At 36.4% G+C, this 21,578-nt stretch carries 23 protein-coding genes; 3 read left to right on the top strand and 20 right to left on the bottom strand.

The window, feature by feature from the left end; genetic code table 11:
• Nucleotides 1-60: 60 nt before the first annotated feature.
• On the bottom strand, nucleotides 61-2,730 hold the full coding sequence (locus LDX54_RS03025; RefSeq protein WP_265666903.1) for a calcium-translocating P-type ATPase, PMCA-type: 2,670 nt from the start codon (nucleotides 2,728-2,730) through the stop codon (nucleotides 61-63).
• A 243-nt stretch (nucleotides 2,731-2,973) separates the two neighbouring features.
• Nucleotides 2,974-5,376 (bottom strand): phosphoketolase family protein, encoded by a 2,403-nt coding sequence (locus LDX54_RS03020; protein ID WP_265666904.1) that lies wholly within the window; start codon nucleotides 5,374-5,376, stop codon nucleotides 2,974-2,976.
• A gap of 282 nt (nucleotides 5,377-5,658) precedes the next feature.
• Between LDX54_RS03020 and LDX54_RS03015 the strand changes: the two genes are divergently transcribed.
• Nucleotides 5,659-6,423, top strand: a complete 765-nt coding sequence (locus LDX54_RS03015) for a DeoR/GlpR family DNA-binding transcription regulator (protein ID WP_187156418.1) — start codon at nucleotides 5,659-5,661, stop codon at nucleotides 6,421-6,423.
• 4 nt (nucleotides 6,424-6,427) lie between these two features.
• Nucleotides 6,428-6,799: a bacteriocin immunity protein gene (locus LDX54_RS03010; protein WP_265666905.1), complete on the top strand. Its 372-nt coding sequence runs from the start codon at nucleotides 6,428-6,430 to the stop codon at nucleotides 6,797-6,799.
• A 52-nt stretch (nucleotides 6,800-6,851) separates the two neighbouring features.
• On the opposite strand, the gene LDX54_RS03005 is transcribed toward LDX54_RS03010, so the two are convergent.
• The 6 genes from LDX54_RS03005 to LDX54_RS02980 all read right to left on the bottom strand — a co-directional run bounded on the left by LDX54_RS03005 (nucleotide 6,852) and on the right by LDX54_RS02980 (nucleotide 11,999).
• A complete protein-coding gene (locus tag LDX54_RS03005; RefSeq protein WP_046324505.1) occupies nucleotides 6,852-7,577 on the bottom strand; it encodes a GntR family transcriptional regulator in 726 nt (241 codons plus the stop codon).
• An 8-nt stretch (nucleotides 7,578-7,585) separates the two neighbouring features.
• Complete coding sequence (locus tag LDX54_RS03000) at nucleotides 7,586-8,509, bottom strand: nucleoside hydrolase (protein WP_110445778.1); 924 nt, start codon at nucleotides 8,507-8,509, stop codon at nucleotides 7,586-7,588.
• 106 nt (nucleotides 8,510-8,615) lie between these two features.
• On the bottom strand, nucleotides 8,616-9,308 hold the full coding sequence (gene rpiA, locus LDX54_RS02995) for a ribose-5-phosphate isomerase RpiA (protein ID WP_265666906.1): 693 nt from the start codon (nucleotides 9,306-9,308) through the stop codon (nucleotides 8,616-8,618).
• Between the two features lie 109 nt (nucleotides 9,309-9,417).
• A complete protein-coding gene (locus LDX54_RS02990; protein ID WP_265666907.1) occupies nucleotides 9,418-9,888 on the bottom strand; it encodes a DNA starvation/stationary phase protection protein in 471 nt (156 codons plus the stop codon).
• A gap of 159 nt (nucleotides 9,889-10,047) precedes the next feature.
• On the bottom strand, nucleotides 10,048-11,409 hold the full coding sequence (gene celB, locus LDX54_RS02985) for a PTS cellobiose transporter subunit IIC (protein WP_265666908.1): 1,362 nt from the start codon (nucleotides 11,407-11,409) through the stop codon (nucleotides 10,048-10,050).
• A gap of 89 nt (nucleotides 11,410-11,498) precedes the next feature.
• Nucleotides 11,499-11,999 carry a PTS cellobiose transporter subunit IIA gene (locus LDX54_RS02980; RefSeq protein WP_265666909.1) on the bottom strand — a complete coding sequence of 167 codons (501 nt, stop codon included), beginning with the start codon at nucleotides 11,997-11,999 and terminating at the stop codon, nucleotides 11,499-11,501.
• 148 nt (nucleotides 12,000-12,147) lie between these two features.
• On the opposite strand from LDX54_RS02980, the gene LDX54_RS02975 reads away from it, so the two are divergent.
• The gene (locus tag LDX54_RS02975) at nucleotides 12,148-13,593 is read left to right on the top strand and encodes a 6-phospho-beta-glucosidase (protein ID WP_265666910.1); all 1,446 of its coding nucleotides are present in this window, start codon (nucleotides 12,148-12,150) and stop codon (nucleotides 13,591-13,593) included.
• Nucleotides 13,594-13,694: 101 nt separating this feature from the next.
• Here the strand turns inward: LDX54_RS02975 and LDX54_RS02970 are convergent, their stop codons facing one another.
• The 12 genes from LDX54_RS02970 to LDX54_RS02915 all read right to left on the bottom strand — a co-directional run bounded on the left by LDX54_RS02970 (nucleotide 13,695) and on the right by LDX54_RS02915 (nucleotide 21,458).
• Entirely contained in the window at nucleotides 13,695-14,636 is a 942-nt protein-coding gene (locus tag LDX54_RS02970; protein WP_265666911.1) for an aldo/keto reductase, read from the bottom strand.
• 169 nt (nucleotides 14,637-14,805) lie between these two features.
• Nucleotides 14,806-15,177 (bottom strand): PTS lactose/cellobiose transporter subunit IIA, encoded by a 372-nt coding sequence (locus LDX54_RS02965; RefSeq protein ID WP_046324496.1) that lies wholly within the window; start codon nucleotides 15,175-15,177, stop codon nucleotides 14,806-14,808.
• A 10-nt stretch (nucleotides 15,178-15,187) separates the two neighbouring features.
• Complete coding sequence (locus LDX54_RS02960) at nucleotides 15,188-15,523, bottom strand: PTS sugar transporter subunit IIB (RefSeq protein ID WP_046324495.1); 336 nt, start codon at nucleotides 15,521-15,523, stop codon at nucleotides 15,188-15,190.
• Between the two features lie 241 nt (nucleotides 15,524-15,764).
• Nucleotides 15,765-15,992 (bottom strand): hypothetical protein, encoded by a 228-nt coding sequence (locus LDX54_RS02955; RefSeq protein WP_046324494.1) that lies wholly within the window; start codon nucleotides 15,990-15,992, stop codon nucleotides 15,765-15,767.
• 101 nt (nucleotides 15,993-16,093) lie between these two features.
• The gene (locus LDX54_RS02950; protein ID WP_265666912.1) at nucleotides 16,094-16,312 is read right to left on the bottom strand and encodes a hypothetical protein; all 219 of its coding nucleotides are present in this window, start codon (nucleotides 16,310-16,312) and stop codon (nucleotides 16,094-16,096) included.
• Between the two features lie 102 nt (nucleotides 16,313-16,414).
• Nucleotides 16,415-16,828, bottom strand: coding sequence for a PTS sugar transporter subunit IIA (locus LDX54_RS02945; RefSeq protein WP_265666913.1), 414 nt, complete (start codon nucleotides 16,826-16,828; stop codon nucleotides 16,415-16,417).
• A 17-nt stretch (nucleotides 16,829-16,845) separates the two neighbouring features.
• Nucleotides 16,846-17,841: an SIS domain-containing protein gene (locus tag LDX54_RS02940; RefSeq protein WP_110445770.1), complete on the bottom strand. Its 996-nt coding sequence runs from the start codon at nucleotides 17,839-17,841 to the stop codon at nucleotides 16,846-16,848.
• Nucleotides 17,834-18,496, bottom strand: a complete 663-nt coding sequence (gene deoC / locus LDX54_RS02935) for a deoxyribose-phosphate aldolase (protein ID WP_202984481.1) — start codon at nucleotides 18,494-18,496, stop codon at nucleotides 17,834-17,836. The genes LDX54_RS02940 and deoC overlap by 8 nt, the downstream gene beginning before the upstream one ends.
• 26 nt (nucleotides 18,497-18,522) lie before the next feature.
• Nucleotides 18,523-19,350: a PTS system mannose/fructose/sorbose family transporter subunit IID gene (locus LDX54_RS02930; RefSeq protein ID WP_265666914.1), complete on the bottom strand. Its 828-nt coding sequence runs from the start codon at nucleotides 19,348-19,350 to the stop codon at nucleotides 18,523-18,525.
• A complete protein-coding gene (locus LDX54_RS02925; protein WP_110445767.1) occupies nucleotides 19,334-20,122 on the bottom strand; it encodes a PTS sugar transporter subunit IIC in 789 nt (262 codons plus the stop codon). Before LDX54_RS02925 ends, LDX54_RS02930 begins: the two co-directional genes overlap by 17 nt.
• 15 nt (nucleotides 20,123-20,137) lie before the next feature.
• The gene (locus LDX54_RS02920) at nucleotides 20,138-20,977 is read right to left on the bottom strand and encodes a sugar phosphate isomerase/epimerase family protein (protein ID WP_265666915.1); all 840 of its coding nucleotides are present in this window, start codon (nucleotides 20,975-20,977) and stop codon (nucleotides 20,138-20,140) included.
• A 10-nt stretch (nucleotides 20,978-20,987) separates the two neighbouring features.
• The gene (locus tag LDX54_RS02915; RefSeq protein ID WP_110445765.1) at nucleotides 20,988-21,458 is read right to left on the bottom strand and encodes a PTS sugar transporter subunit IIB; all 471 of its coding nucleotides are present in this window, start codon (nucleotides 21,456-21,458) and stop codon (nucleotides 20,988-20,990) included.
• Between the last annotated feature and the right edge of the window lie 120 nt (nucleotides 21,459-21,578).

Raw genomic sequence — 21,578 nt, 5'->3', positions numbered from 1 at the left:
ACTAAAAAAGTTCCGCAATCTAAATTAAGATTACGGAGCTTTTTTATTATAGTTAGCTTTTTACTTTTTGCCTGCTAAACGTTGAAATGCTTTGACAATTTCAACTATCACGATCATACAGATTCCAGAACCTAAAACTATCAACCATTGTGTGGAATTCAATTCTGTGACATCAAAGAATTTTGTCATAAACGGCAATTCTACTGCCGCCATTACCACGGCAGAAATTAATATTGCCCAGTTAAACCATTTATTGGCAAATGTTCTTCTTGAAAAGATAGACTGGTGAATATACTTAGAATTGAAAGCATGAAACAGTTGAATTAAGCCTAGCGTAAGAAAGGCCATAGTTAATGCATCACCATGTTGTAAGTTAGCTTCATTCATATGAGGGCCAAAATTTAATCCTAACTGATAAGTAGTTAAAACAATAGCACCTTCTAAAATTCCCTGGTAAACAATCGAGCTTGCGACTCCACCACTGAAGAAGTTTGATTTTTTACCCCGTGGTGTCCGCTTCATGATACCCTTTTCAACTGGTTCAAGACCTAGAGCAATAGCTGGCAGCGTGTCCGTAACTAAGTTAATCCACAATAACTGAACAGGAGCTAAGATATCCCAGCCCAGCATGGTCATCATGAACACAGTTAGAACTTCACCAACGTTACAACTCATCAGGTAAAGGATGGCCTTTTGGATATTGCTAAAGACTTTACGTCCTTGTTTAACGGCTTCAACGATCGTAGCAAAGTTATCATCTGCCAAAACCATATCACTGGCCCCTTTTGAAACTTCGGTACCGGTAATCCCCATACCTATCCCAATATCAGCCTGCTTCAAACTAGGAGCGTCATTAACGCCATCGCCTGTCATAGCCACAATTTTGCCTTGTGCCTGCCAAGCCTTGACAATACGGACTTTATGTTCGGGTGAAACTCTGGCATAAACGTTAAAATCTGTTACGTGCTTTTCCAGATATTCATCACTAAATTCATCCAGTTGTGCACCGGTAACAACTCGTTCATCTTCGCCCGGTTTTAAAATCCCTAATCTTTCCGCAATCGCCTGTGCAGTTACCTGAAAGTCACCTGTAATCATAACGGTCCTAATTCCGGCATTATGGGCTTCAACAATGGCCTTTTTGGCTTCTGGCCGTTCCGGATCGATCATCCCCACTAAACCTGCAAAAATTAAACCTTGTTCAACATTGTCAGTTGAAGGATCATCGTATAGCTTTGCAATAGGTTTATATGCTAGCCCCAGAACTCGCAGCGCATTTTTAGCCATATTTTGATTAGCAAGCATAATTTCGTCTTTTTGCTTTTCACTAATTGCACTAACTTTGCCATCTAGTTCAATCTGCGTTACTAGTTTCAGCAGCTGATCCGGTGCTCCTTTAACTGCTACAAAGTAATTTCCATTGTCTTCATTGACGGTGCTCATCAGTTTACGGCCAGAATCAAACGGTACTTCCTGCAGTCTTTTATGACTTGCAAGTAGGTTATGCACATCGATCTTTTGATCAAGAGCGTATTGAATTAGGGCAGTTTCGGTAGGATCACCCAGCAACTGATTACTTTCATCAAGTTTAGAATCATTAGCTAAAACCATCGCCATTAAAGCATGATTATCATGACTAATACTGCTGGAAGATTTATGTGCTTGATTATCATAATAAATCTGCTCAACTGTCATTTTATTTTGGGTTAAGGTACCAGTTTTGTCGGAACAAATGATGTCTGTTGCGCCCAAGGTTTCAACTGCAGGTAACTTGCGCACAATAGAATTATGTTTCGCCATTACCTGCGTGCCTAATGCCAAAATAATAGTAACAATGGCCGGCAGTCCTTCTGGAATAGCTGCAACTGCAAGTGACACGGCAACTAAGAACATATCAATTGCTAATTTATCTGTTGGTTCTGTTCCCTTTTTGGTAAAAAAGCCTACTACGAATACCACAGCACAAATTAGCAGAATCATGATCGTCAGTGTCTTACCCAACTGGTTAAGGTTGCGCTTTAAAGGTGTATCCGTTTCATCGGTATTATTAAGCATTGTGGCAATTTTACCGACTTCAGTGTTCATTCCCGTTTCAGTAACTATACCTTCACCGCGACCATAGGTCACATTGGTATTGGCAAAAGCCATATTATCTTGGTCTGCCAGTGCCACCTTTTCGTCATTAATAGGCTCGACATTTTTGTCAACTGGAACTGATTCACCGGTTAAAGCAGATTCTTCAATTTTAAGGCTCTTAGTAACAGTTAAACGCAAATCCGCGGGAACCACATCGCCTGCCTCAAGTAAAACAACATCACCTGGCAGTAATTCTGGACTGGGAATTTCAACAATCTGACCATCTCGCCGAACATGAGCATTGGGAGTAGCCATTTTCTTTAATGCGTTAATTGCTTCTTCTGAGCGTGTTTCTTGGAAGACACCTAGAACCGCGTTCAAAATAACCACAATCATAATTATTGCAGCATCTGTCCATTCTTGTGCGACAAAACCTGAAAGTAGCGCTGCAACTATCAAAACGATGATCATGAAGTCTTTGAATTGCGCTAAAAAACGTTGCCAAATACTGGTTTTCTTTTTACTGGCCAAACTATTAGTGCCGTATTTTGCACGCAAGGCACTAATCTGACTGGTCTGCAAACCTTGACTAGTTGATGTTGACAACTCCTGAGCTACATTTTCAATCTTTTGGTTATAAAATTTCTGGGGCATTGTTACCTCCTACTAACAAAAAAGAGACCCATATGTTTAACACACACAAGTCTCACTATTTAAGATAAGTCCAGAAGTATTCCTTCGGGTGTTGGGCTTATCGCAAGTAATTGCTGTTACTCCCTCATGATGATATTTATTATAAATAAATTTTTTATTTTTAACAAGAATAAGACTATTAAAATTAGCTAAAGCAAAAAACAGTTTCTATTACTTAGAAACTGTCTGCGCCCGATATTTTTGTTAATTAAGACCAGTCCATTGCCATTCTGTAACTTCAGGCATATCTTTACCATTATCACGAATGTATTGGTGATGCTTAGCAAGTAATCTGTCCATTTCTGCTACAAAGCCGGCACTCTTTTCAGCGTAACGAGGAACACTTAAAATGGCATCTTTAGCCAAATGGAAGCGATCAAGTTCGTTAACTACCCGCATATCAAACGGTGTGGTAATGTCGCCTTCTTCTTCATAGCAGTGAATATGAACGTTACTGCGTTTGCGGCCGAACCAGATAGACTGCATCATAGCTTTGTAACCGTGCCATGCAAAAATCACTGGCACATCGCTTGGGAACAATTGTTCAAATTCTTCATCTGATATTGCTTCTGGATTATCCTTGGTATTCATCAACTTCATAACGTCAATGACGTTAATGTAACGAATTTTCAGATCAGGGAAATTCTTATGCAAAATATCGATTGCGGCAAGAGATTCCATTGTTGGTTCAGTTTCAGTTGAAGCAAACACAACATCAGGTTTAGCATTATGGTCAGTTGAAGCCCAATCAATGTAAGATAAACCGTGATTTGCAATACGAGTTGCTTCATCAATTGAGAACCATTGTGGTCTTTCCTGCTTAGAAGTAACCAGAATGTTGATACACTCACGATCTGTGAAAGCTTTTTGGGAAATTGCCAATAATGAGTTAGTATCGGCAGGCAGATACTCATGAACCAAATCAGGACGGTTCTTTTCATACATGTGAGTCAATACCCCTGGGTCTTGGTGGGTATAACCGTTATGGTCTTGCTGGAATACAGTTGAAGTTGCAATAAAGTTAAGTGATGGGTAATCCTTACGCCAATACTGCTCCTTAGCTTTTCTTAACCACTTCATATGCTGGGTCAGCATTGAATCTACAACCCGGCCAAATGATTCGTAGGTAGCAAAGAAGCCATGACGACCTGATAACACATAACCTTCAAGCCAGCCCTCATCCTGGTGTTCAGATAATTGAGAATCAATTAAACGACCACTTGGTGCTAAGTTTTCATCATTAGGAGTATGAACGGAACTTTCCCATTGCCGTTTTTGTTCATCAATGAACTTGAACAAGCGGTTAGACTTGGTCTCATCTGGACCAAAGCCACGGAAAGTATTTGGATTAAGTTCAGCGATTTCATTTAAGTACTTAGCCCATTCGGTCATGTCCTCGGCAGTAATAGAACCGGGTTGATCAAATTTCAAGGCATACTTACGATAATCTGGCAAACTAAGGCGTTTAGCTTTTTCTCCACCTGCATTAGTGATTGGGTTCATGGCCATTCGACTATCACCGGCAACATTATCAGCTGTGACCAAAGCAGTTGGCGCACCATTTTCGTCAAATAGTTCTTCCGGTTTATAGCTCTTAAGCCAGTCAACGAGCATATCTTTGTGCTCCATATTATCTTGAGCAACTGGAATTGGAATTTGGTGTGCTCTAAATGAGTTTTCAATTGGATTACCGTCAAGATCCTTCTTTGGATTAATCCATCCCTTAGGCACGCGGAAAATAATCATTGGCCAATGAGGCAAAGTTTCATCATTGTTTTCACGTGCATTCTTTTGGATGGCTTTAATCTCTTCAATTACGGTATCCATTAATTTAGCCATTTCTGCGTGAATTTGCATATGGTCTTTATAACCGTCAAATTCACCGCCATTATATGCAGAAATAATATAAGGATGCCAGCCCATACCTTCAAAGTATTTAGTCAGTTCTTCGTCTGACATTCTGGAAACGATCGTTGGATTGGAAATCTTAAAACCATTAATTTGCAAGATCGGCAGCACAGCGCCATCTTTAATAGGGTTAATAAATTTATCACTGAACCAACTTGCTGCGAGCGGACCAGTTTCAGCTTCACCATCACCGATTTCTACAGCGGCAATCACATCAGGATTATCTAATATTGCACCAGTACCATGAGAAAGCGAATAGCCTAATTCTCCACCTTCGTGCATTGATCCTGGAGTTTCAGGTGCAGCGTGCGAAGCGGAGCCACCCGGAAAACTGAAGCGTTTAAAGAGCTTAGCCATCCCCTTTTCGTCTTGTTGAATTTCAGGATAAAGTTCACTATACGAACCGTCAAGATATGAGTTTGAAACCATAACCTGACCACCATGACCTGAGCCTTCAATATAGAACATATTTAAACCATATTTTTTAATAACTCTGTTTAAATGAGCATAAATAAAGTTTTGCGGTGAAATAGTACCCCAGTGACCAATAGGCTTAGGTTTTACCTCACTTGCTTTTAAATCATGCTTTAATAATGGATTGCTCATTAAGAAAAGCTGACCGACTGATAAATAATTTGCAGCCCGCCAATGAGCATCAACGCTTTTAAGGAATTCTTTTGAATCATAATCAACTGCCATTTTAATTCTCCCTTAGTTGTTTAGCTTAATTTCATTTATAAACATATTATAGCAATTTTTGATAAAAGTTCAACCATTTTTAAAATTGGTTCGTCCCAATTTTATAAAAACGTGTTTGCTTAAAGTCAGTACAGGAAAAACACTATTATTACACTACTTTTTATTTACAGATCAGCATATTTATGCTCAAATACTGATAAGTGCTTATTTTTATAGCTAAATGCTGAAAAAGTAGTTAAACAATATTTGTTGTAGTGTTAATTTATTTAAAGGAGAAGTATGATGACACAGGAAGACCGTCTGTTAAAAATCAAGCAAATGCTTAAAAATGAAAAACATTTACGTACTCGCAACTTAGCACGCTTTTTCAATATTTCTTTTGACACTGCTCGACGAGATGTAGTTCGATTAACTTCAACCGGGCAAGCAATTAGAGTTCATGGCGGATTAATTGCCATTGACGAAAATGAGGTGCCCAATTTTCTTACGAGAAATCAAATTGATTCACCTATCAAAATTAAAATGGCTCAGATGGCTAGACGTTTTGTACATCCTAACCAATGCGATTTTATTGGTCCTTCAACTACTCTTAAAAAATTGTGTGAATTAATTTGTGGTACAGATTTGCAAATAGTCACTAATTCAATTGACAACTCACTAGCATTGATGCAAGCAAATTTACCAAGCGTAAGACTGTTGGGCGGGAAAATTGATAAAGAGCATAGGTTTAATTATTCTGTATCTTCACTTGATCTTTTACACAGGATAAGTTTTAACACTGCCTTCATTGGCACCTCCAACGTCAAAGATGACGGTATTTATTCAGCAAAAATGAGCGATTCGGAATTAATTAAAACCGCATGTTCCAGAGCAAAGCAAGTTATTGTTGTTGCAGAAAAATATAAGTTTGATAGTGAAAATTCTTCTCCTTACATGTCAATTCCACTTAATGAAATTGACGTTTTGATCACAGATTTGCCTTTGTCCGAAAAATTTCAGAAAAATTTTTCGCCGAAGACCCAAATCATTTCGGTTTTAAGGAAGTGAGGTTATGCGTAACTTTTTTGGTAGTTTGTTTTCAAAAAAGCAGCAACAACTAATCGAAGAAGTTTATCAGGATTTAGATCAGTTTTATCAGAGTTTTTACTCTAATATATATAATGAATTGAATATTAATAAATATAAGCAAATTCGTGACGCCATTGGTATGGTAATGCGCAAATTTGACAATCAAGACCATCCATTAGATTATGCTGGTAAATTAGTATTGTACATTCAAGCTTCTGTTGCGCTGCAGCATTTGCATCTAACAACTATGCAACAAAAGCTTCTACAGGATTTAAGTGACAAAACCAAAAAGATTAACTTAAATTTTGTTTATACTGGACGGCTCACGGATATGCAACAATTTAGCAATGTTTGATTTCCTTTTTTATATAGAATGTATCCAAAAAAAGCAGGCTTTCGCCTGTTTTTTATTTATTCAAATTAACAAAAGTATTAAAGCGCATGTATTGATAATGAATACGCATAGTTGACACTTCAAATGGAGTACCATCATCTAAAAAGAAAATACCTTCCATTACTCCAACTGGTTCAGTAGACTTCAAATTAAGCCTTGCTTGATCATCCCTATCAGATGGATCAACGGTGATGTTAAGAAAGGCTTTAGTGACCACCTTATTTTGTGAATCCTCTAAGTAATTAAAAAGGGACTTTTTTAAGTGCTCAGGTTTAAGCTCAGGAACTATTTTAATAGGTACATAGCCAGTTTCTATCAAAAAGGGCTGTTCATCCAAAAAACGAAGTCTTTTAAATTGGTAAACAAAGTCATTTTCTTTAAGAAACAAGTCTTGAGCTATTCCAGCGGGTGTTTTAATCACATTAAAAGAAAGTAGCTTAATACCCTGCTTTTTTCCCGGGACTTTAAGGCTATCGGTCAACCCTAAATTTGATCCTTCATAACGAAACAATGATTGGTTCTTTAAATATAGGGGATTGATGAAAGTACCACTACCCCTTTTTTTAAAAACAATGCCTTGTTGAGAAAGCAGCTCCATTGCCCTTTTCATTGATGAGCGACTTACTTGATAGTGTTCAGCTAGACTACGCTCGTCTGGAAGACGCATTCCTTCATATTTGTTATCCAAAATATTTTGTTTGATATCGCGCATCACAGTACGATAAACGAAATCTGCCATTATCTACCTCAATTATTTATTTCCTTGATAGCGGAAATTAACCACTCAGAAAATTGTCTACGGTCAATTTCTACACCAACTTGAACATTTGCTGGTTGACCAAAAAAGTTGTCAAAATCAATCATTGATGCGCCATAAGCACTAGGGCTTTTAGTATCGACCACGACATAAGCCGGTTTAAAAGTGTACATTTCCGGTTTTACCAACATTCCAGATGCCAACGCATCGTATACTTCTCGGCCATTAGTTCTAGTGTGATCTTGCAATTTGTCCATAATATGGTAAAGCATATTACCAGTTCTGCCTATTTTCTTAATTTGCATTAAGACTGCCGGAGTAATATAAGCTTGATGACCTAATTCCAGTGGCGCCAATAAAATTTTTATGCCACTTGCAAAAACAATTTGTGCTGCTTCAGGGTCACCCGCAACATTATATTCCGCATATGGCCCCCAATTGCCACGACCAATTGCACCACCCATAATTACTAGTTGCTCAATTTTAGGTAAATCTTCAGGAAACTGTCTAAAATAAAGGGCAAAATCAGTCGCTGGACCGATTTGCATTAAAGTTACCTTCTCGCTGCTATTAGCAACTACCTCGTGAATTGCTTCTGCAGCTAAACCTGGTTTTAATAAGCTGTAATCAGGTTCAGGAAAATCAAAACCGGCTAGGCCACTTTGGCCGTGAACGTCAGAAGCATCAATTTGGTCTCGTAACAATGGTCTTTGTGCTCCACTCACGACTGGCACTTTAGTTTGCAAAAAAGTTTCCAGTTTTAAGGTATTGTCCAAAGTGTTTTTAAGCGGAACATTGCCCCATGTTGCAGCAATCAATTTCACATCAAGTTCAGGAGCAAATAAGGCTGTTGTCAATGCTACTACATCATCAATTCCGGGATCGGTACTAATTATCAAAGGTTTTTTTAACATAAGAATCCTCTTTTAAAATGGTTATAGCAATATGATACCAAATTTAGCTTCCAGTTGCTCTTTAAAAAAGTTAGCCAAAAACAAAATCTTAGGCTAACTCGTAAAGTTATTTTTTGCGGTCTTCAATATTGCCATCAGCATGAGCAATAATAACTTCATTGCACATCCCTAAAAAAAGACCATGTTCAACCACACCAACGGTATGATCCAGATAATCAGCTAGGCCGCTGGGAACCGGAATAGGATCAATGTTTAAATCAATAATATAATTGCCATAATGAGTGACAAAACGCTTATTTCCAGTCAACCGCCACTTAGGATTCAGTCCTTCAGCCTGAAAAAGTTTGAAATTTTGCTCACACGAAATTGGCAAAACTTCAACTGGTAATGGAAAACCACTAAGATGGTCAACCATTTTAGATTCATCTACAATCCAAACTACTTGGCGTGAATTAACAGCAACATTTTTTTCCATTGTTAAGGCACCGCCACCGCCCTTGATGCCATCAAAATTAGCGGCTATTCTGTCTGCACCATCAATAGTTAAATCAAGTTGATCCACAGTTGCCAACTCATCAACCTGGAAGCCATAGCTTTCCAGCTGCTTTTTACTTCTGCTTGAAGTTGTCACCACTGCTGCTAGCTCAAGGCCTTCTTCTTTTTTTCTTCTGCCTAATTCAGCAATTAAAAAAGCAACTGTAGAGCCGGTTCCGACTCCCAATTTCATTTTCGGCTTAACTAATGCAGCAGCCTTTACTGCAGCCAGTTTTTTCAACCTATCCTGTTCTTCTTTATCCATGATCTGTGCTTTCTAAAATTAAATTATTAACCAGTAGTTCAATTTCATTATAGCAGAAAAAGAAGATATAAAAAAAGCAGTCCTAGACTGCTTTTTGCAATTGACTTAATTATTCAGGATCAATTTCAGGAGCTTTGTTAATTTCGCCTGACATCATCCAAATACGTTTTTCAACATCTGAGTGGAAGCCAGTCAGCATATCATTAGTTGAGTAGTCTCCCTCTTCATCACTAACCTTGATCCCTTCCTCATAAAGTTGATCGAGATAATGGTAATCAGAAATAATTTTTGCATAGCGCTCATCAATAGTTTCATCCCAATTACCTTTTTCATCAGGAATCTTAGTTTTAGCTGCTATTTCGCTTAGTGTAGAAACTGGAGAACCATCGAGGGTAATTAAACGTTCAGACACTTCATCCAGTTGGTCAGCTAGTTCATCCATTACCTTGTCTAAGTATGGGTGTAATTTCAAAAAGCGGTTACCACGCATATACCAATGATGTTGGTGAACAACCATATGTAATTGGGTCAAATCAGCGACCAATTGGTTTAAAACTTCTTTAGTTTTTGGATATTTCATAAAAAATTCCTCCACAATTAGATAATACGACTACACTTTTATTATAACGAGTAAGCGCTCTTAATACTAAAATATTGTTTAGTATTTTGTTAATCATACATGAACAATTAACAAAAAATCTGCCTCTTACAAGACAGATTTTTAAAGACTAACTAATATTTATGCGGCATCTGGAGTGGCGTTACTCTTTTCATTCTTGAGAGTGACGTTATCAAAATGCTTAATGAACGGATACCAAATCAAAAAGGCTACTATTGCACAAATAATTGAAACTAAGCCACCTTGCCAGCTGGTAGTGGCAAGATAACCACCTAAACCAACAGGTGTTGGCCAAGGCTGTTGTACTCTAATAACTGGAACAATTCTTAGAGCGATTGCTAAATAACCTATGAGCCCTGAAGCCATCGGGGCACAAATAAATGGGATAAACAAATCAATATTATACACAATTGGCAAACCAAAAAGAATTGGTTCGTTGATATTGAAAATAGCTGGCACAATTTCTACTTTACCCAGTTCTTTTAATTGTGTTGAACGTGCCCGTAGTACCAGCCAGATAGCCAAACCTAAGGTAGCACCAGAACCGCCAATTGTAACAAAGGCATTTAAGATTTCACCAGCAAAAACGTGGTGAGCACCTTGATTAACATTGGCTTGCATATTAGCTAAGACAATTGGGGAATAGAAGGAGCTGATAATCGTTGCGCCATGAATTCCAAACCACCATAAGAAGTGAATAAGGAACAGAATGATTAAAAAGCCCCACCAAGTATCAGCAATATCGCTAATAAATGAGAATGGAATAAACAGTACATTGAATAAATCGGTCCCAGCCATAACTAACGCAATATTAATTGTAGACATTACAACTGCAATACAGAAGCCTGGAATCATCGCACTAAATGAGTTGGCAACGCCTGATGGTACTGAATCCGGCATTTTTATTTGCCAGTTATGCTTGATAGTAAAGCGGTAAATTTGTACCGTTATCCAAGCTACAACCAGACCGATAAAGATTCCGACCGCACCTATTCTATAGATACCAGCAGTTGATGCTTGATAACCACCAGCTACCATTTTATTTTTTGTAAAAACTTGTAAAAATTCAACTCTACCGTTTTTCCATACTAATTCAGCTACAGTAATGAAGAAACCCATTAAAAACATCATTAACCCATCAATAGGAATTAAATTTAAGTGCTCTTCATCACGATAAATTTTGGTATAAGAATAAGCAAAAGTACCAGAGAAAACCAGCGCAATAATACCCATCGTGGCGTTGTAAACGGACTGAAACAGGTTGGTAAAACGTCCTATTGTCCCCGCATACCAAGCAGCAAATCCGGGAACAGGTATAGCTTGTGGCAACACTGTCAAAATTAAGAAAATGGACCCAATAATGGAGAATGAAATCACACTATAACCGGCATCCATAATAGCCCTGACGAATCGCGTGGCAGCAAACTTACCCGCCACTTCAGCAATTCGATCTTTTATTGGTTTTTTATTTGGTTCAGCCATAAAAACTACTCCCTCTATATAATTATTAATCAACTATATTTAATTGATTATAATAGCTATTGTAAGCGTATTCAATAAAAATGTAAACATTAATCATTTTTAAATGCTTTAATTGCCTTTAAATATTTATCTTTTCCAATATTAATATTATGTATTCTGCGCTCACAAAAATAAGCCAGCAAAATACCCGCTAACAGAAACGCAACCATAAAATAGACTGAATTCTGATCAGTGATAAAGGGCATAATTTGTTTTTTAAAAGGTATAAATAAGCTGCAAGCCAGCAAAATATTAACGATAATTTGAAGCCATAAATAAATCCTGGTAATCGGTACATCGCTTTTGCGGTTATGCATTTTAGTCAGCTGTTCGATGGCAGCAATCCCAGACAAAATAGTCATTAGACCGGCTAAAATTATTCCTGGTAATTTTTGGTATTCAACTAAAATTAACAACCAAAACAGATTGGCAAAGAGAAAGATGACTACGCTATAACGAACCATTAAATAGCGGCTAAAATAAAGATATTTGATACTATCTTCATGTTTTTTACGCTCAACATCACTTTGATTAGAAGATTTGCTTGTCATATGTTTCAGTCCTTTACGATATTATATTAACAATTATAGCCTTATTTTTTGCAATAAAGCTAGTGTTAATGTTACTTGAAGATTAAGTAGCAATTGTATAAAATATAACTGTTAACGCTATCACAAAAATATTAAAAAGGAGATAAAAATGTATTCAGCAAAAATGCCAGAGGGATTTTTATGGGGCGGTGCCGTTGCTGCTCATCAATTAGAAGGCGCCTGGAACGAAGATGGCAAGGGGATGTCAGTTGCCGATGTCATGACTGTTGGCTCTGCCACTAAACCTCGCGAAATTACTGATGGGGTTATTCCCGGCAAGAACTACCCTAACCACAGTGCTATTGATTTTTATCACCACTATAAAGAAGATATAAAATTAATGGCCGAAATGGGCTTTAAAGCCTTTAGAACTTCAATTGCCTGGACCAGGATTTTTCCTAACGGTGATGACGAAAAACCTAACGAAGCAGGCTTAAAATTTTATGATGATTTGTTTGATACCTGCCACCACTATGGTATTGAACCGGTAATTACTTTATCTCACTTTGAAATTCCCTTTAATTTAGTGAAAAAATATCATGGTTTTACCAATCGCAAATTAATAGATTTCTTTGTCCGCTTTGCAACAGTTTGCTTTAAGCGCTACAAGAATAAAGTAAAGTACTGGATGACCTTCAATGAAATTGATAATCAGTCTGCTTATAACGAAGACTTTTTAATGGCAACAAATTCAGGAATAATTTTTAATGGCATGACTGACAAAGAAAAAGAAGCCGCTATGTATCAAGCAGCCCACTATGAGTTAGTAGCTTCCGCTTTAGCTGTTAAAGTTGGACATAAAATTAATCCTGATTTTCAAATTGGTTGTATGATTAATTACTCTCCTGTTAGACCGCTAACTCCATCTTCAGACGATGTGTTGTTAGCTGATAAGTTTGAACAGCGTCGTGACTGGTTCTCTGATGTTCATGTCTTTGGTGAGTATCCTAAAGAAGTTGAAGCATATATTGAACGAAATGGTTATCGTCCTGACATTACTGATGAAGACAGAATTGTTTTGCAAGAAGGCACTGTTGACTACGTAGCTTTCAGCTACTACCAAACAACTACTGTTTCAGCTAAAAACGTTAAGCCGGACGAATTAAACGACTTATCTAAAGCAATAACCCAAAACCCAACTTTAGAAAGAAGTGATTGGGGCTGGGAAATTGATCCAGCTGGATTAAGGATTGCTCTAAATCACTTAACTGATCGTTATCACAAACCTTTGTTTATCGTTGAAAATGGTTTAGGAGCTTATGATAAAGTTGAAGCAGATGGCTCCATTCATGATGATTACAGGGTTGACTATTTAAGAAAGCACATTTCTGAGATGGAAAAAGCAGTTGCGATTGATGGTGTTGACTTAATGGGCTATCTGCCATGGGGACCAATCGATCTTGTATCTGCTGGAACTGGTCAAATGGATAAACGATACGGCTTTATCTATGTTGATAAGAATGATGCTGGTGAAGGTACTTTGAAACGTTCACGTAAAGATTCATTCGACTGGTATAAAAAAGTCATCAATTCAAACGGTCTAGATTTGGATTAATTTCATAGTAAAGCACAATAAAATACACGATGCCAATTTGTTGGCAATCGTGTATTTTTTTATTTTAACATTTAAAAGTTAAACTATATTCTTAATTTTTATCAAAAGCTACTGAATAAGTGATCAATTTGCTGATATTCACTTGAAGACAATTCAACTTCTAGAGCTGCAGCGTTACTTCTAACTTGAGCAGCATTACGAGCTCCAGGAATTACAACACTTATTGCTGGATTGGCCATGTACCAAGCCAATACAATTTGCGTAACAGTTGCCTGATGATCTTCAGCGATCTTTCTAATCCCATCAATTCCTGTAATTGCTTCATCATATTGTTTCTTGTCAAAATTACCTAGTAGTTTACCACCATCACTATTTTTAAACTTGTCCCAGTCTGCTAAAGCATATTTACCCGTTAAAAGTCCTGATGCCAGTGGGAAAAATGGCACAAAGGAAATATTATTTTTCTGTAAATACTTTAATTCTTCTTTAACTGGAGACTGGTGAACCAAGCTGAATTGATCTTCAACAATATCAACTTTACCGTTTTTATTGGCTTCTTTAATTTGATCCAATGAGAAATTAGAAACACCAATTGCTCTTATTTTTCCAGCTTTTCTTAAATCGGACAAAGTTTCGACTGCTTCATCTTTAGGCGTTTCTTTATCCGGAAAATGCAAATAAAAAATATCAATGTAATCGGTCTTCAGTCGTGATAATGCTTCGTCAACTGCCTTTTTAATAAACTCGGCACTGTTATTGATGGCCATATCTTGCGACTTATCTTGGGCAGCTTTAGTGGCAATTATAACTTTTGAACGATCATAATCTTGCAAAACATCACCAATAATTTCTTCTGATCTACCAAGACCATAGACATAGGCTGTGTCCAAGAAATTAATTCCTAGATTTAGGGCTTCTCGCAGGAGGTCATATCCATCTTTTTCGTTTAAATTATTAAACAGATTATGTCCTCCGACCTTATTCGTCCCTAAACCTAACTTACTGGTATAAACGTCACTTTTGCCTATTTTTACTTGTTTCATATTTCACTCCAAATAATAGATCTAAAATGCGCAATGTAAAAAAGTACAATTATAAAACCTACCTAATAAAGACAATGATGCAAAAATTGATCACGATTAATTAACCGCGCCTTGTTTTTCAAAAACAGTATCGTTTATAAATTCATCAATTTGCTTTTGTTCATTAAGTTTATTCGTCTGCTTCTTTCTTTAATACATTCGCATTAAAGAGCTTTTCATAAAGATCAACCATTTCTCCAGCTAAATCTCTAAATGTAATAGCATTCATCAAATGGTCTTGTGAATGAACAACAAGCAGAGTAACTTTTGTATGGTCTCCTTGAGCTTCTTTGGTAAGCATTCCAGTTTGAGAATTATGTGCTTCGTTAAGAGATTTATCAGATTCTGCTAGCTTAGCTCTAGCACCTGCAATGTCGCCTTTTTTAGCCAGTCTGATAGCTTCAAATGCAAGACTCTTAGCATTACCACCATTGGCAATAAGGCCCATAGCTGCTTCTAAAGTTTCTTGCTCTTTCTGTTCTGGTGTTTGTTTTTCTGCCATGGTTATCCCCTTATCCGTTAATCAAGTCTTCAGCTTGTTGCAATACTTTTTTACCGTCCATCATGCCGTATGAACGCATATCAATAACTCCAAGAGGAATATCGTTACCATCTTTTCCTTGACCTTTTACTTTATTCTTAAAGTCATCTTCCATGTACCGAATTTGTGGTCCAAGTAAAATGCAGTCTGGATGATCTTGCTCAATATGTTGCGAAGCTTCTGAAGCTGGGCATGCAAAAATATTTGCATCAATACCTTGATCCTTTGCAGCTTGCTGCATTTTGGTAACCAATAAAGATGTACTCATTCCGGCGCTGCAATTAAGCATGATAGTTTGTTCTGCCATAATAATAATTTCCTCCTAAAATGTATCCTAATATTTATTTCTTCTATTATAGCACTTTTAAAATAGCGCTTACTAATAAGTCTATTAATTTTTCCACTATTTTCAGAAAATTTAATGAAGGCTTACTTTTTGTCTGAAAATAAAATATACGTGGTCGGTATATCTTACCGACTACGTATATTACATAATATAGTTCAATTGTATCTATTCAATTTCACAATGATAACTGTTATAGCCTTATTTAAAAACCTTTAAAAGCTAAAACAATTGCAGCGATACCAACAATTAACAATGATAAACCAATAACTAAAGAAGTCCACATTGCCAGAGGCATAAAGCCATTATTAGTACCCTTATGTAAAATTCCGTGGATATAAACGACACTATTAACTACTTGATAAGACCCTAAAGCCATCATAATCGCAGCGATAATCATTAAAAATGCTGCACTTGTTAAAAAGCTTGCCATTTTAACACCCTCTTTTAAACTAATAACTATACTATACAATGATTTTACCACGTTTTTAAATTAAAGTGGATAATAACTTATAATTTTTTTCTATTCAAAATTTAAAAATGATAGAACAAACAAATAATTCCACCACAAAATAAAACAAGCCCAAAAAAGAAAGCAAAAGCAATTGCCAAAATTGAAAAGCCATTACTAGTCCCATTTTGGAGAATACTTCTAGTATATTTATAACTAGATACTAGTTCAAAACCAGCTAGCAAAAGCAAAACGACACCCATAATTTTCTGGAATATTATGCCGTTGAAAAAGTTACTCATTACTATCGCCTTCTTTAATTTTAAAGCCCTTTCACTTTTATTTTGCCTAATTATAAATCCTTTAATAAAAAAAGTATAGCAAAATTGCTATACCTCTTTATTTTAGAATTCATCATCTTGGATAGAAGATTTTATTCTTTGATAGCGATAAACACCACTTTTACCGGCTTCAATTATTGCGGAAAGTAATTGTTCCTTTTCTAATTGATCACGATTGATAAACAATTCAAGTAGCATTGGAATATTCACACCAGTAATGATTTCTATTTCTGGATATTTCTTTAGTAAGCCAACTAAAGTATTAAACGGTGTGCCTCCTTTTAAATCTGTTAGGCAAATAATTATCCCTCTCAGCTGATTAATTTCCTGAACCAGCTCTTTTTTTAGCTGGTCTAAAGACTCTCCGTTTTCAAAATTCACAGTCAGACAGTTTTCCTGTTTACCACAAATCATTTCTGCTGATTTTAAAATTTCTGGGGCAGAACTGCCATGCGTACAAATAATTACTCCAACCATTAGTTTACGCTATCTAATTAATAATCTAAGCAGCGGTAGTAACGCCGAATATCCATTGGATGACGGTTAAGGTGCTCTATATGAACATCAATTCTATTATTAATTGCATGGAAAACAAATGGTGACAAAGTGCCACGATATTTTTCTGAAAATCCCGGTAAATCATAGTCTTTAGAATCTATAATGGTATAGTTGCCACAGATTTCTGGCAAAAACTTTGCAACACGTGCACTAAGTTGCCTTTGACTGTCTTCGCCAACATAAACTGTAACAGGAGTGTCACGATCAACCACTTCAAACATACCGTGGAAAAATTCTGCTGCTTCAACAGCTCTAGTTCTAATCCAGTGCTGTTCTTCCCAATAACACATAGCATATGAATAAGTGGCGCCCCATTGATTACCAGCTCCGACAAAATAATGAATTTCATCATCATGATGTTTTTCAGCAAATTTTTGAGCAAATTCATCTGCATTTTCCTCAATGTCTGCGATGTCTTGAGCAAAATGAGCATCCATTTCCTGATAAAATTCGTCATAATCAGAGAATTCACCATTTAAATACATTAAACGGTCTCCTACCATGAAAAATTTTAGCTGTTCGTTTTCAGGATAAGAAATACAATATGTTAACATTGAAGCTAACTTAGCCTTAGGATCGTCCATAAAGCCCAGAATTGTAGCACCAGTTTTATTCAACTTTTTTACTGCATCAACCATCTCTTTAGTGTTGCCAGTAACGGAAGAAATGATTACTAAAGTTTTTGTGGTAATTCTTTTATTACCTGTAACAACATATTCAGCTGCATTTTGATAAAAGGTTTCTAAAGCACTCCTTTCTTTCATGTGAATGTTAGCCTGCATTCCAGAAGCATAAGTGCCTCCAATTCCCAGCCAACATATATTATCTATTCCTTTTTTAAATAATGGATCAATAACATTGTTAATTTGGCTTCTTAATTTAAGAGCTCCGGTCATACTGTTAACTAATTTTTGCTTGTTAAATTTACGCATTCTTTAAATCTCTTTCTTGCTCAACAATTTTAATTCCTGCACTTGCACCCATTATTGATGCACCAGCGTTTAAAAAGCCCATTGCTTCATCGTAAGTATGTATACCACCCGCAGCTTTTATTTTTATTGCAGGATCCAGAACTCTTTTCATAAGTTTTACATCTTCAATCTTAGCTCCGCCAAAGCTTCTTCCAGTTGAAGTTTTTAAAAAGGCCGGTTTAACCCGATTTGCAATTTCACAAATTTTTTCCTTGGCGGCATCATCACCATCTAATTTACACATCTCAACGATTACTTTGTCGCGAATATTGTGTTGCTTACAAAATTGGGAAATTGTCGACATTTCCTTTTCTATAGCGTCAAAATCTTTATTTTCAACGTTTTTTTGGTTTAATGGATAATCTACTTCTTCATAATTTTTGGCAGCATAATCTTCAAACCGCTTCATTTTCTCATCAAGTTCCATTTTGCCTTCAGGAAAATCTATCGCACCAGCAATAATGATGTCAGTATCTTTTAACGATTCTTTAGCGATATCATATTCATTTTCCGGTTTGGCAAAGATTGCTCTAAAATTATATTTCTTTGCTTTCTCCAAGTATTGTTCAAAAGTATCATTTGGATCATCAATATAGTCAATTTTCTTATTAATCATTTTCATACCTCAATTTTTAAATTAATTTAAACACCTAATACTCCCCAAACAGTGAGTAAAACTCCAATGATGGTAGCACCCAATAATTGCCACAAAACATTAATTTTCTTTTTGTTCAGGACATAAAATATATAAAGAACTAATAACGAAAGCACGCCTGGTAATATGCCATCTAAAACACTTTGCAAAGAAGTTGCTGTTTTTCCCGTACCAAATTTTGCTACGACTTTAACAACTACCATGTTTTGAGTCATTGCTCCTATGACCATAACCCCGAGAATACCAGCAGCCTCCTTAAACTTATCCATCAAGCCTGATTTTTGAATTTTATCAAGATAGCTGGTTCCCATATTGTATCCAGCCTTGACTCCAAAATACCTAACGAGGTATGCAGGAATGTTGTATATCAGCAAAAATAAAATTGGTCCGAGAATACTGCCTTTCATCGAAAGAGATGCAGCTACACCAACTGCTAGAACTCTCAAAGTGCCCAGAAACAGAGAGTCTCCTATTCCTGACAATGGACCCATCAATGCAGTTTTAATAGCACTAATAGTAGAAACATCAAAATCTTTATCTTCGGAATTCTTTTCTTCCATTGAAGCCACTATGCCGCCAATAAAAGGAACTAATTGTGGAGTACAATTAAAAAATTCCATCTGCCTTTCAAGTGACTCGGTGTATTCTTTTTGATTTTTATGATAAAGCTTTTTCATTAAAGGAGCCATCATATAAGCAAAAGCCAAGTGCATTTGTCTCTCATAGTTCCAACCAAATTCCATCGGTAAGGAACGCCACATTATCTGTCTTAAATCTTTATTAGTTATCTTATTTTCTTTAGAAATCGTCGTCATAGTCCGTATCCTCTTTTGCTGAAGTAGATGTGTTTAAAACAGTCTGTTTTTTATCTGAATGAAATTTAACAATAACAATAATTAGCCCGAATAAAGCAACACCTAATACAGGTACTTTCAGATATGCTGAGAGCAAAAATCCTAGAAAGAAATATGGCAATATGGTTTTATTAATAATCATTTCTAACAAGATAGCAAAACCGATAGCGGGCAACATATTTGCTGCTACTTGTAAACCGTCAATAATGTTTTGCGGAATGACGTTTAATAATGCCTTCATTCCTGCACTTCCAGCATAATAGCCTAAAAAGCACAAAATTCCACGACGCGTACACTCAATCAAGCCAATTCCCCACATAGAAGCTGTTATACCGCCAGGTTTCCCTTCTTTTGCATATCTATCACCAATATGGGCAATTGCTGGAAAAATTACACTTGTTAAATTCCCTATAGCTAATGAAAGCATTGCAATGGGCATGGCAATGGCGATTGCTGCACCAACGCCCTTTCCCAAAGTAATTGCAAAAGCTGTACCTAAAACTCCACCTACAATTACATCTGGAGGTAAATATGCCCCAACTGAAATAGCTCCCATAAATACCAGTTCTAGGGATGCTCCAATAATAATACCTTGAGTTAAATTTCCTAATACTAGACCTACCAAAGGGCCTAAAATAATCGGTCTATTTAACATGTTAGAACCGATTGCAAAATCTAAAGGACCAATAAAACCTACTAGTCCAATCAGTAATGCAGTACCTAAATTACTCATTTTTTCTCCCATCTTTTACTTTAAAAAAGGACTTAGAAATGCTAGTGACTTTCTTTCCACTGCTGCAGGGTTCAAAAAGTATTCAGATTGCCCAAATTCAAATGTAAAATTCCCCTGATAATTATTTGAATTAAAAACCTGAAAATCGTCACCAGGATTTCTTTCACCCTCACCCCAACAACGATGACCAACTGGGTTGCCGTCAACAAAATGACAATGGATGACTTTAGAGCCAAAAGCAGTAAAATACTGTAAAATGGTTTCCCTATTTCTAGCCATTGCTCCCAAATCGATGTTTACTCCAACATTATTTTCAGCAACATCGTCTAAATAGGTTTTCAGATCAACGATTGAATTAACCAAATGAGACTCATCGGGTTGTAAAGCTTCAACAGCAATTTTAATTTGACAACTGGCAGCGTATTCAGCTACTGTTTTCATCATTTCCACCGATCGCTCCCAGGCTTTTTTAGGGTCTTCATCATAAAAGTCCCAACCAGAATTTAATGCAATCATATGAACACCCAACTCTGCTGCAGCATCGATTAAATTCTTAAAATATGCAATGGATCCATCCCTTAAGTGCTTACTTTTTGCAGCCAAATTATATAAATTGGGATTACTCTGTTGTGGTGTTAAGCAAATTATTTTTAAATTATGATCGGCAACATTCTTTTTTATTTGAGAAACATTTTGATATCCTGTGTCCTCAATCCAAAAGTGTTGTGGGCTTGTCCAAAGTTCTATCTGAGTTAAACCGTTTTGGCTAACCGAATCTAAAAAATATTCAAAAGAATAATTTCTATAATAATAATTCATGGCTGCCAAACGACTCTTTAAAATTTTATTATTCATTATTTAGAACCTACATCATTTCCTTGTATAATTCTTTTTTATCATTTGGCACTTGCCTAATCTCTATTTCACAACCTTGATTTACCAGCTCCTTTAATTTACTCTCATCCTCATTTGTGACATTGATAGCTTTACTTATTTGCTTTGTACCATCTGCCGGTTTTGTTCCTCCTAAATTGATATGATCAATCTGAGGATATGCAGTAGCTAAAGAATAAGCATCTGCAACAGATTCAACAACAATAAATAATTTGTATTTATCGGTCACGCCACTTTTTAGGGCTTTAATTGAATCAGAAATATTTTTAATCACCAATTTAACTCCTTGGGGTTTAGCAAGTTTCATGGCTGTCTTACGGATCTCGTTATTCGGGACATCATCATTAGCAATCAAAATACAATCAACTCCTAGTTCCTGAGTCCAAGAAAAAGCTACTTGCCCGTGCAGCAACCGGTGATCGACTCGCAATAATTTAATCAAATTAATTCCTCCTTATCTGAATATTGTCCTTACACCAAACTATTAGCAATTAATGTGCCAACTAAGTGTCAAAAAAAAACAACCGCATAAGGTCGCTTTTCCGCTTAATTTTGAAGTATT

The organism is Lactobacillus sp. IBH004, from assembly GCF_026185255.2.
Taxonomy (GTDB): domain Bacteria; phylum Bacillota; class Bacilli; order Lactobacillales; family Lactobacillaceae; genus Lactobacillus; species Lactobacillus melliventris.
The sequence above is the reverse complement of the archived record's forward strand: the minus strand, read 5'-3'. Positions and strand labels throughout refer to the sequence as shown.

Coding starts and splice junctions, on each gene's coding strand:
- LDX54_RS03025 (WP_265666903.1), bottom strand. CDS start 2,730: ATGCCCCAGAAATTTTATAACCAAAAGATTGAAAATGTAGCTCAGGAG.
- LDX54_RS03020 (WP_265666904.1), bottom strand. CDS start 5,376: ATGGCAGTTGATTATGATTCAAAAGAATTCCTTAAAAGCGTTGATGCT.
- LDX54_RS03015 (WP_187156418.1), top strand. CDS start 5,659: ATGACACAGGAAGACCGTCTGTTAAAAATCAAGCAAATGCTTAAAAAT.
- LDX54_RS03010 (WP_265666905.1), top strand. CDS start 6,428: ATGCGTAACTTTTTTGGTAGTTTGTTTTCAAAAAAGCAGCAACAACTA.
- LDX54_RS03005 (WP_046324505.1), bottom strand. CDS start 7,577: ATGGCAGATTTCGTTTATCGTACTGTGATGCGCGATATCAAACAAAAT.
- LDX54_RS03000 (WP_110445778.1), bottom strand. CDS start 8,509: ATGTTAAAAAAACCTTTGATAATTAGTACCGATCCCGGAATTGATGAT.
- rpiA (WP_265666906.1), bottom strand. CDS start 9,308: ATGGATAAAGAAGAACAGGATAGGTTGAAAAAACTGGCTGCAGTAAAG.
- LDX54_RS02990 (WP_265666907.1), bottom strand. CDS start 9,888: ATGAAATATCCAAAAACTAAAGAAGTTTTAAACCAATTGGTCGCTGAT.
- celB (WP_265666908.1), bottom strand. CDS start 11,409: ATGGCTGAACCAAATAAAAAACCAATAAAAGATCGAATTGCTGAAGTG.
- LDX54_RS02980 (WP_265666909.1), bottom strand. CDS start 11,999: ATGACAAGCAAATCTTCTAATCAAAGTGATGTTGAGCGTAAAAAACAT.
- LDX54_RS02975 (WP_265666910.1), top strand. CDS start 12,148: ATGTATTCAGCAAAAATGCCAGAGGGATTTTTATGGGGCGGTGCCGTT.
- LDX54_RS02970 (WP_265666911.1), bottom strand. CDS start 14,636: ATGAAACAAGTAAAAATAGGCAAAAGTGACGTTTATACCAGTAAGTTA.
- LDX54_RS02965 (WP_046324496.1), bottom strand. CDS start 15,177: ATGGCAGAAAAACAAACACCAGAACAGAAAGAGCAAGAAACTTTAGAA.
- LDX54_RS02960 (WP_046324495.1), bottom strand. CDS start 15,523: ATGGCAGAACAAACTATCATGCTTAATTGCAGCGCCGGAATGAGTACA.
- LDX54_RS02955 (WP_046324494.1), bottom strand. CDS start 15,992: ATGGCAAGCTTTTTAACAAGTGCAGCATTTTTAATGATTATCGCTGCG.
- LDX54_RS02950 (WP_265666912.1), bottom strand. CDS start 16,312: ATGAGTAACTTTTTCAACGGCATAATATTCCAGAAAATTATGGGTGTC.
- LDX54_RS02945 (WP_265666913.1), bottom strand. CDS start 16,828: ATGGTTGGAGTAATTATTTGTACGCATGGCAGTTCTGCCCCAGAAATT.
- LDX54_RS02940 (WP_110445770.1), bottom strand. CDS start 17,841: ATGCGTAAATTTAACAAGCAAAAATTAGTTAACAGTATGACCGGAGCT.
- deoC (WP_202984481.1), bottom strand. CDS start 18,496: ATGATTAATAAGAAAATTGACTATATTGATGATCCAAATGATACTTTT.
- LDX54_RS02930 (WP_265666914.1), bottom strand. CDS start 19,350: ATGACGACGATTTCTAAAGAAAATAAGATAACTAATAAAGATTTAAGA.
- LDX54_RS02925 (WP_110445767.1), bottom strand. CDS start 20,122: ATGAGTAATTTAGGTACTGCATTACTGATTGGACTAGTAGGTTTTATT.
- LDX54_RS02920 (WP_265666915.1), bottom strand. CDS start 20,977: ATGAATAATAAAATTTTAAAGAGTCGTTTGGCAGCCATGAATTATTAT.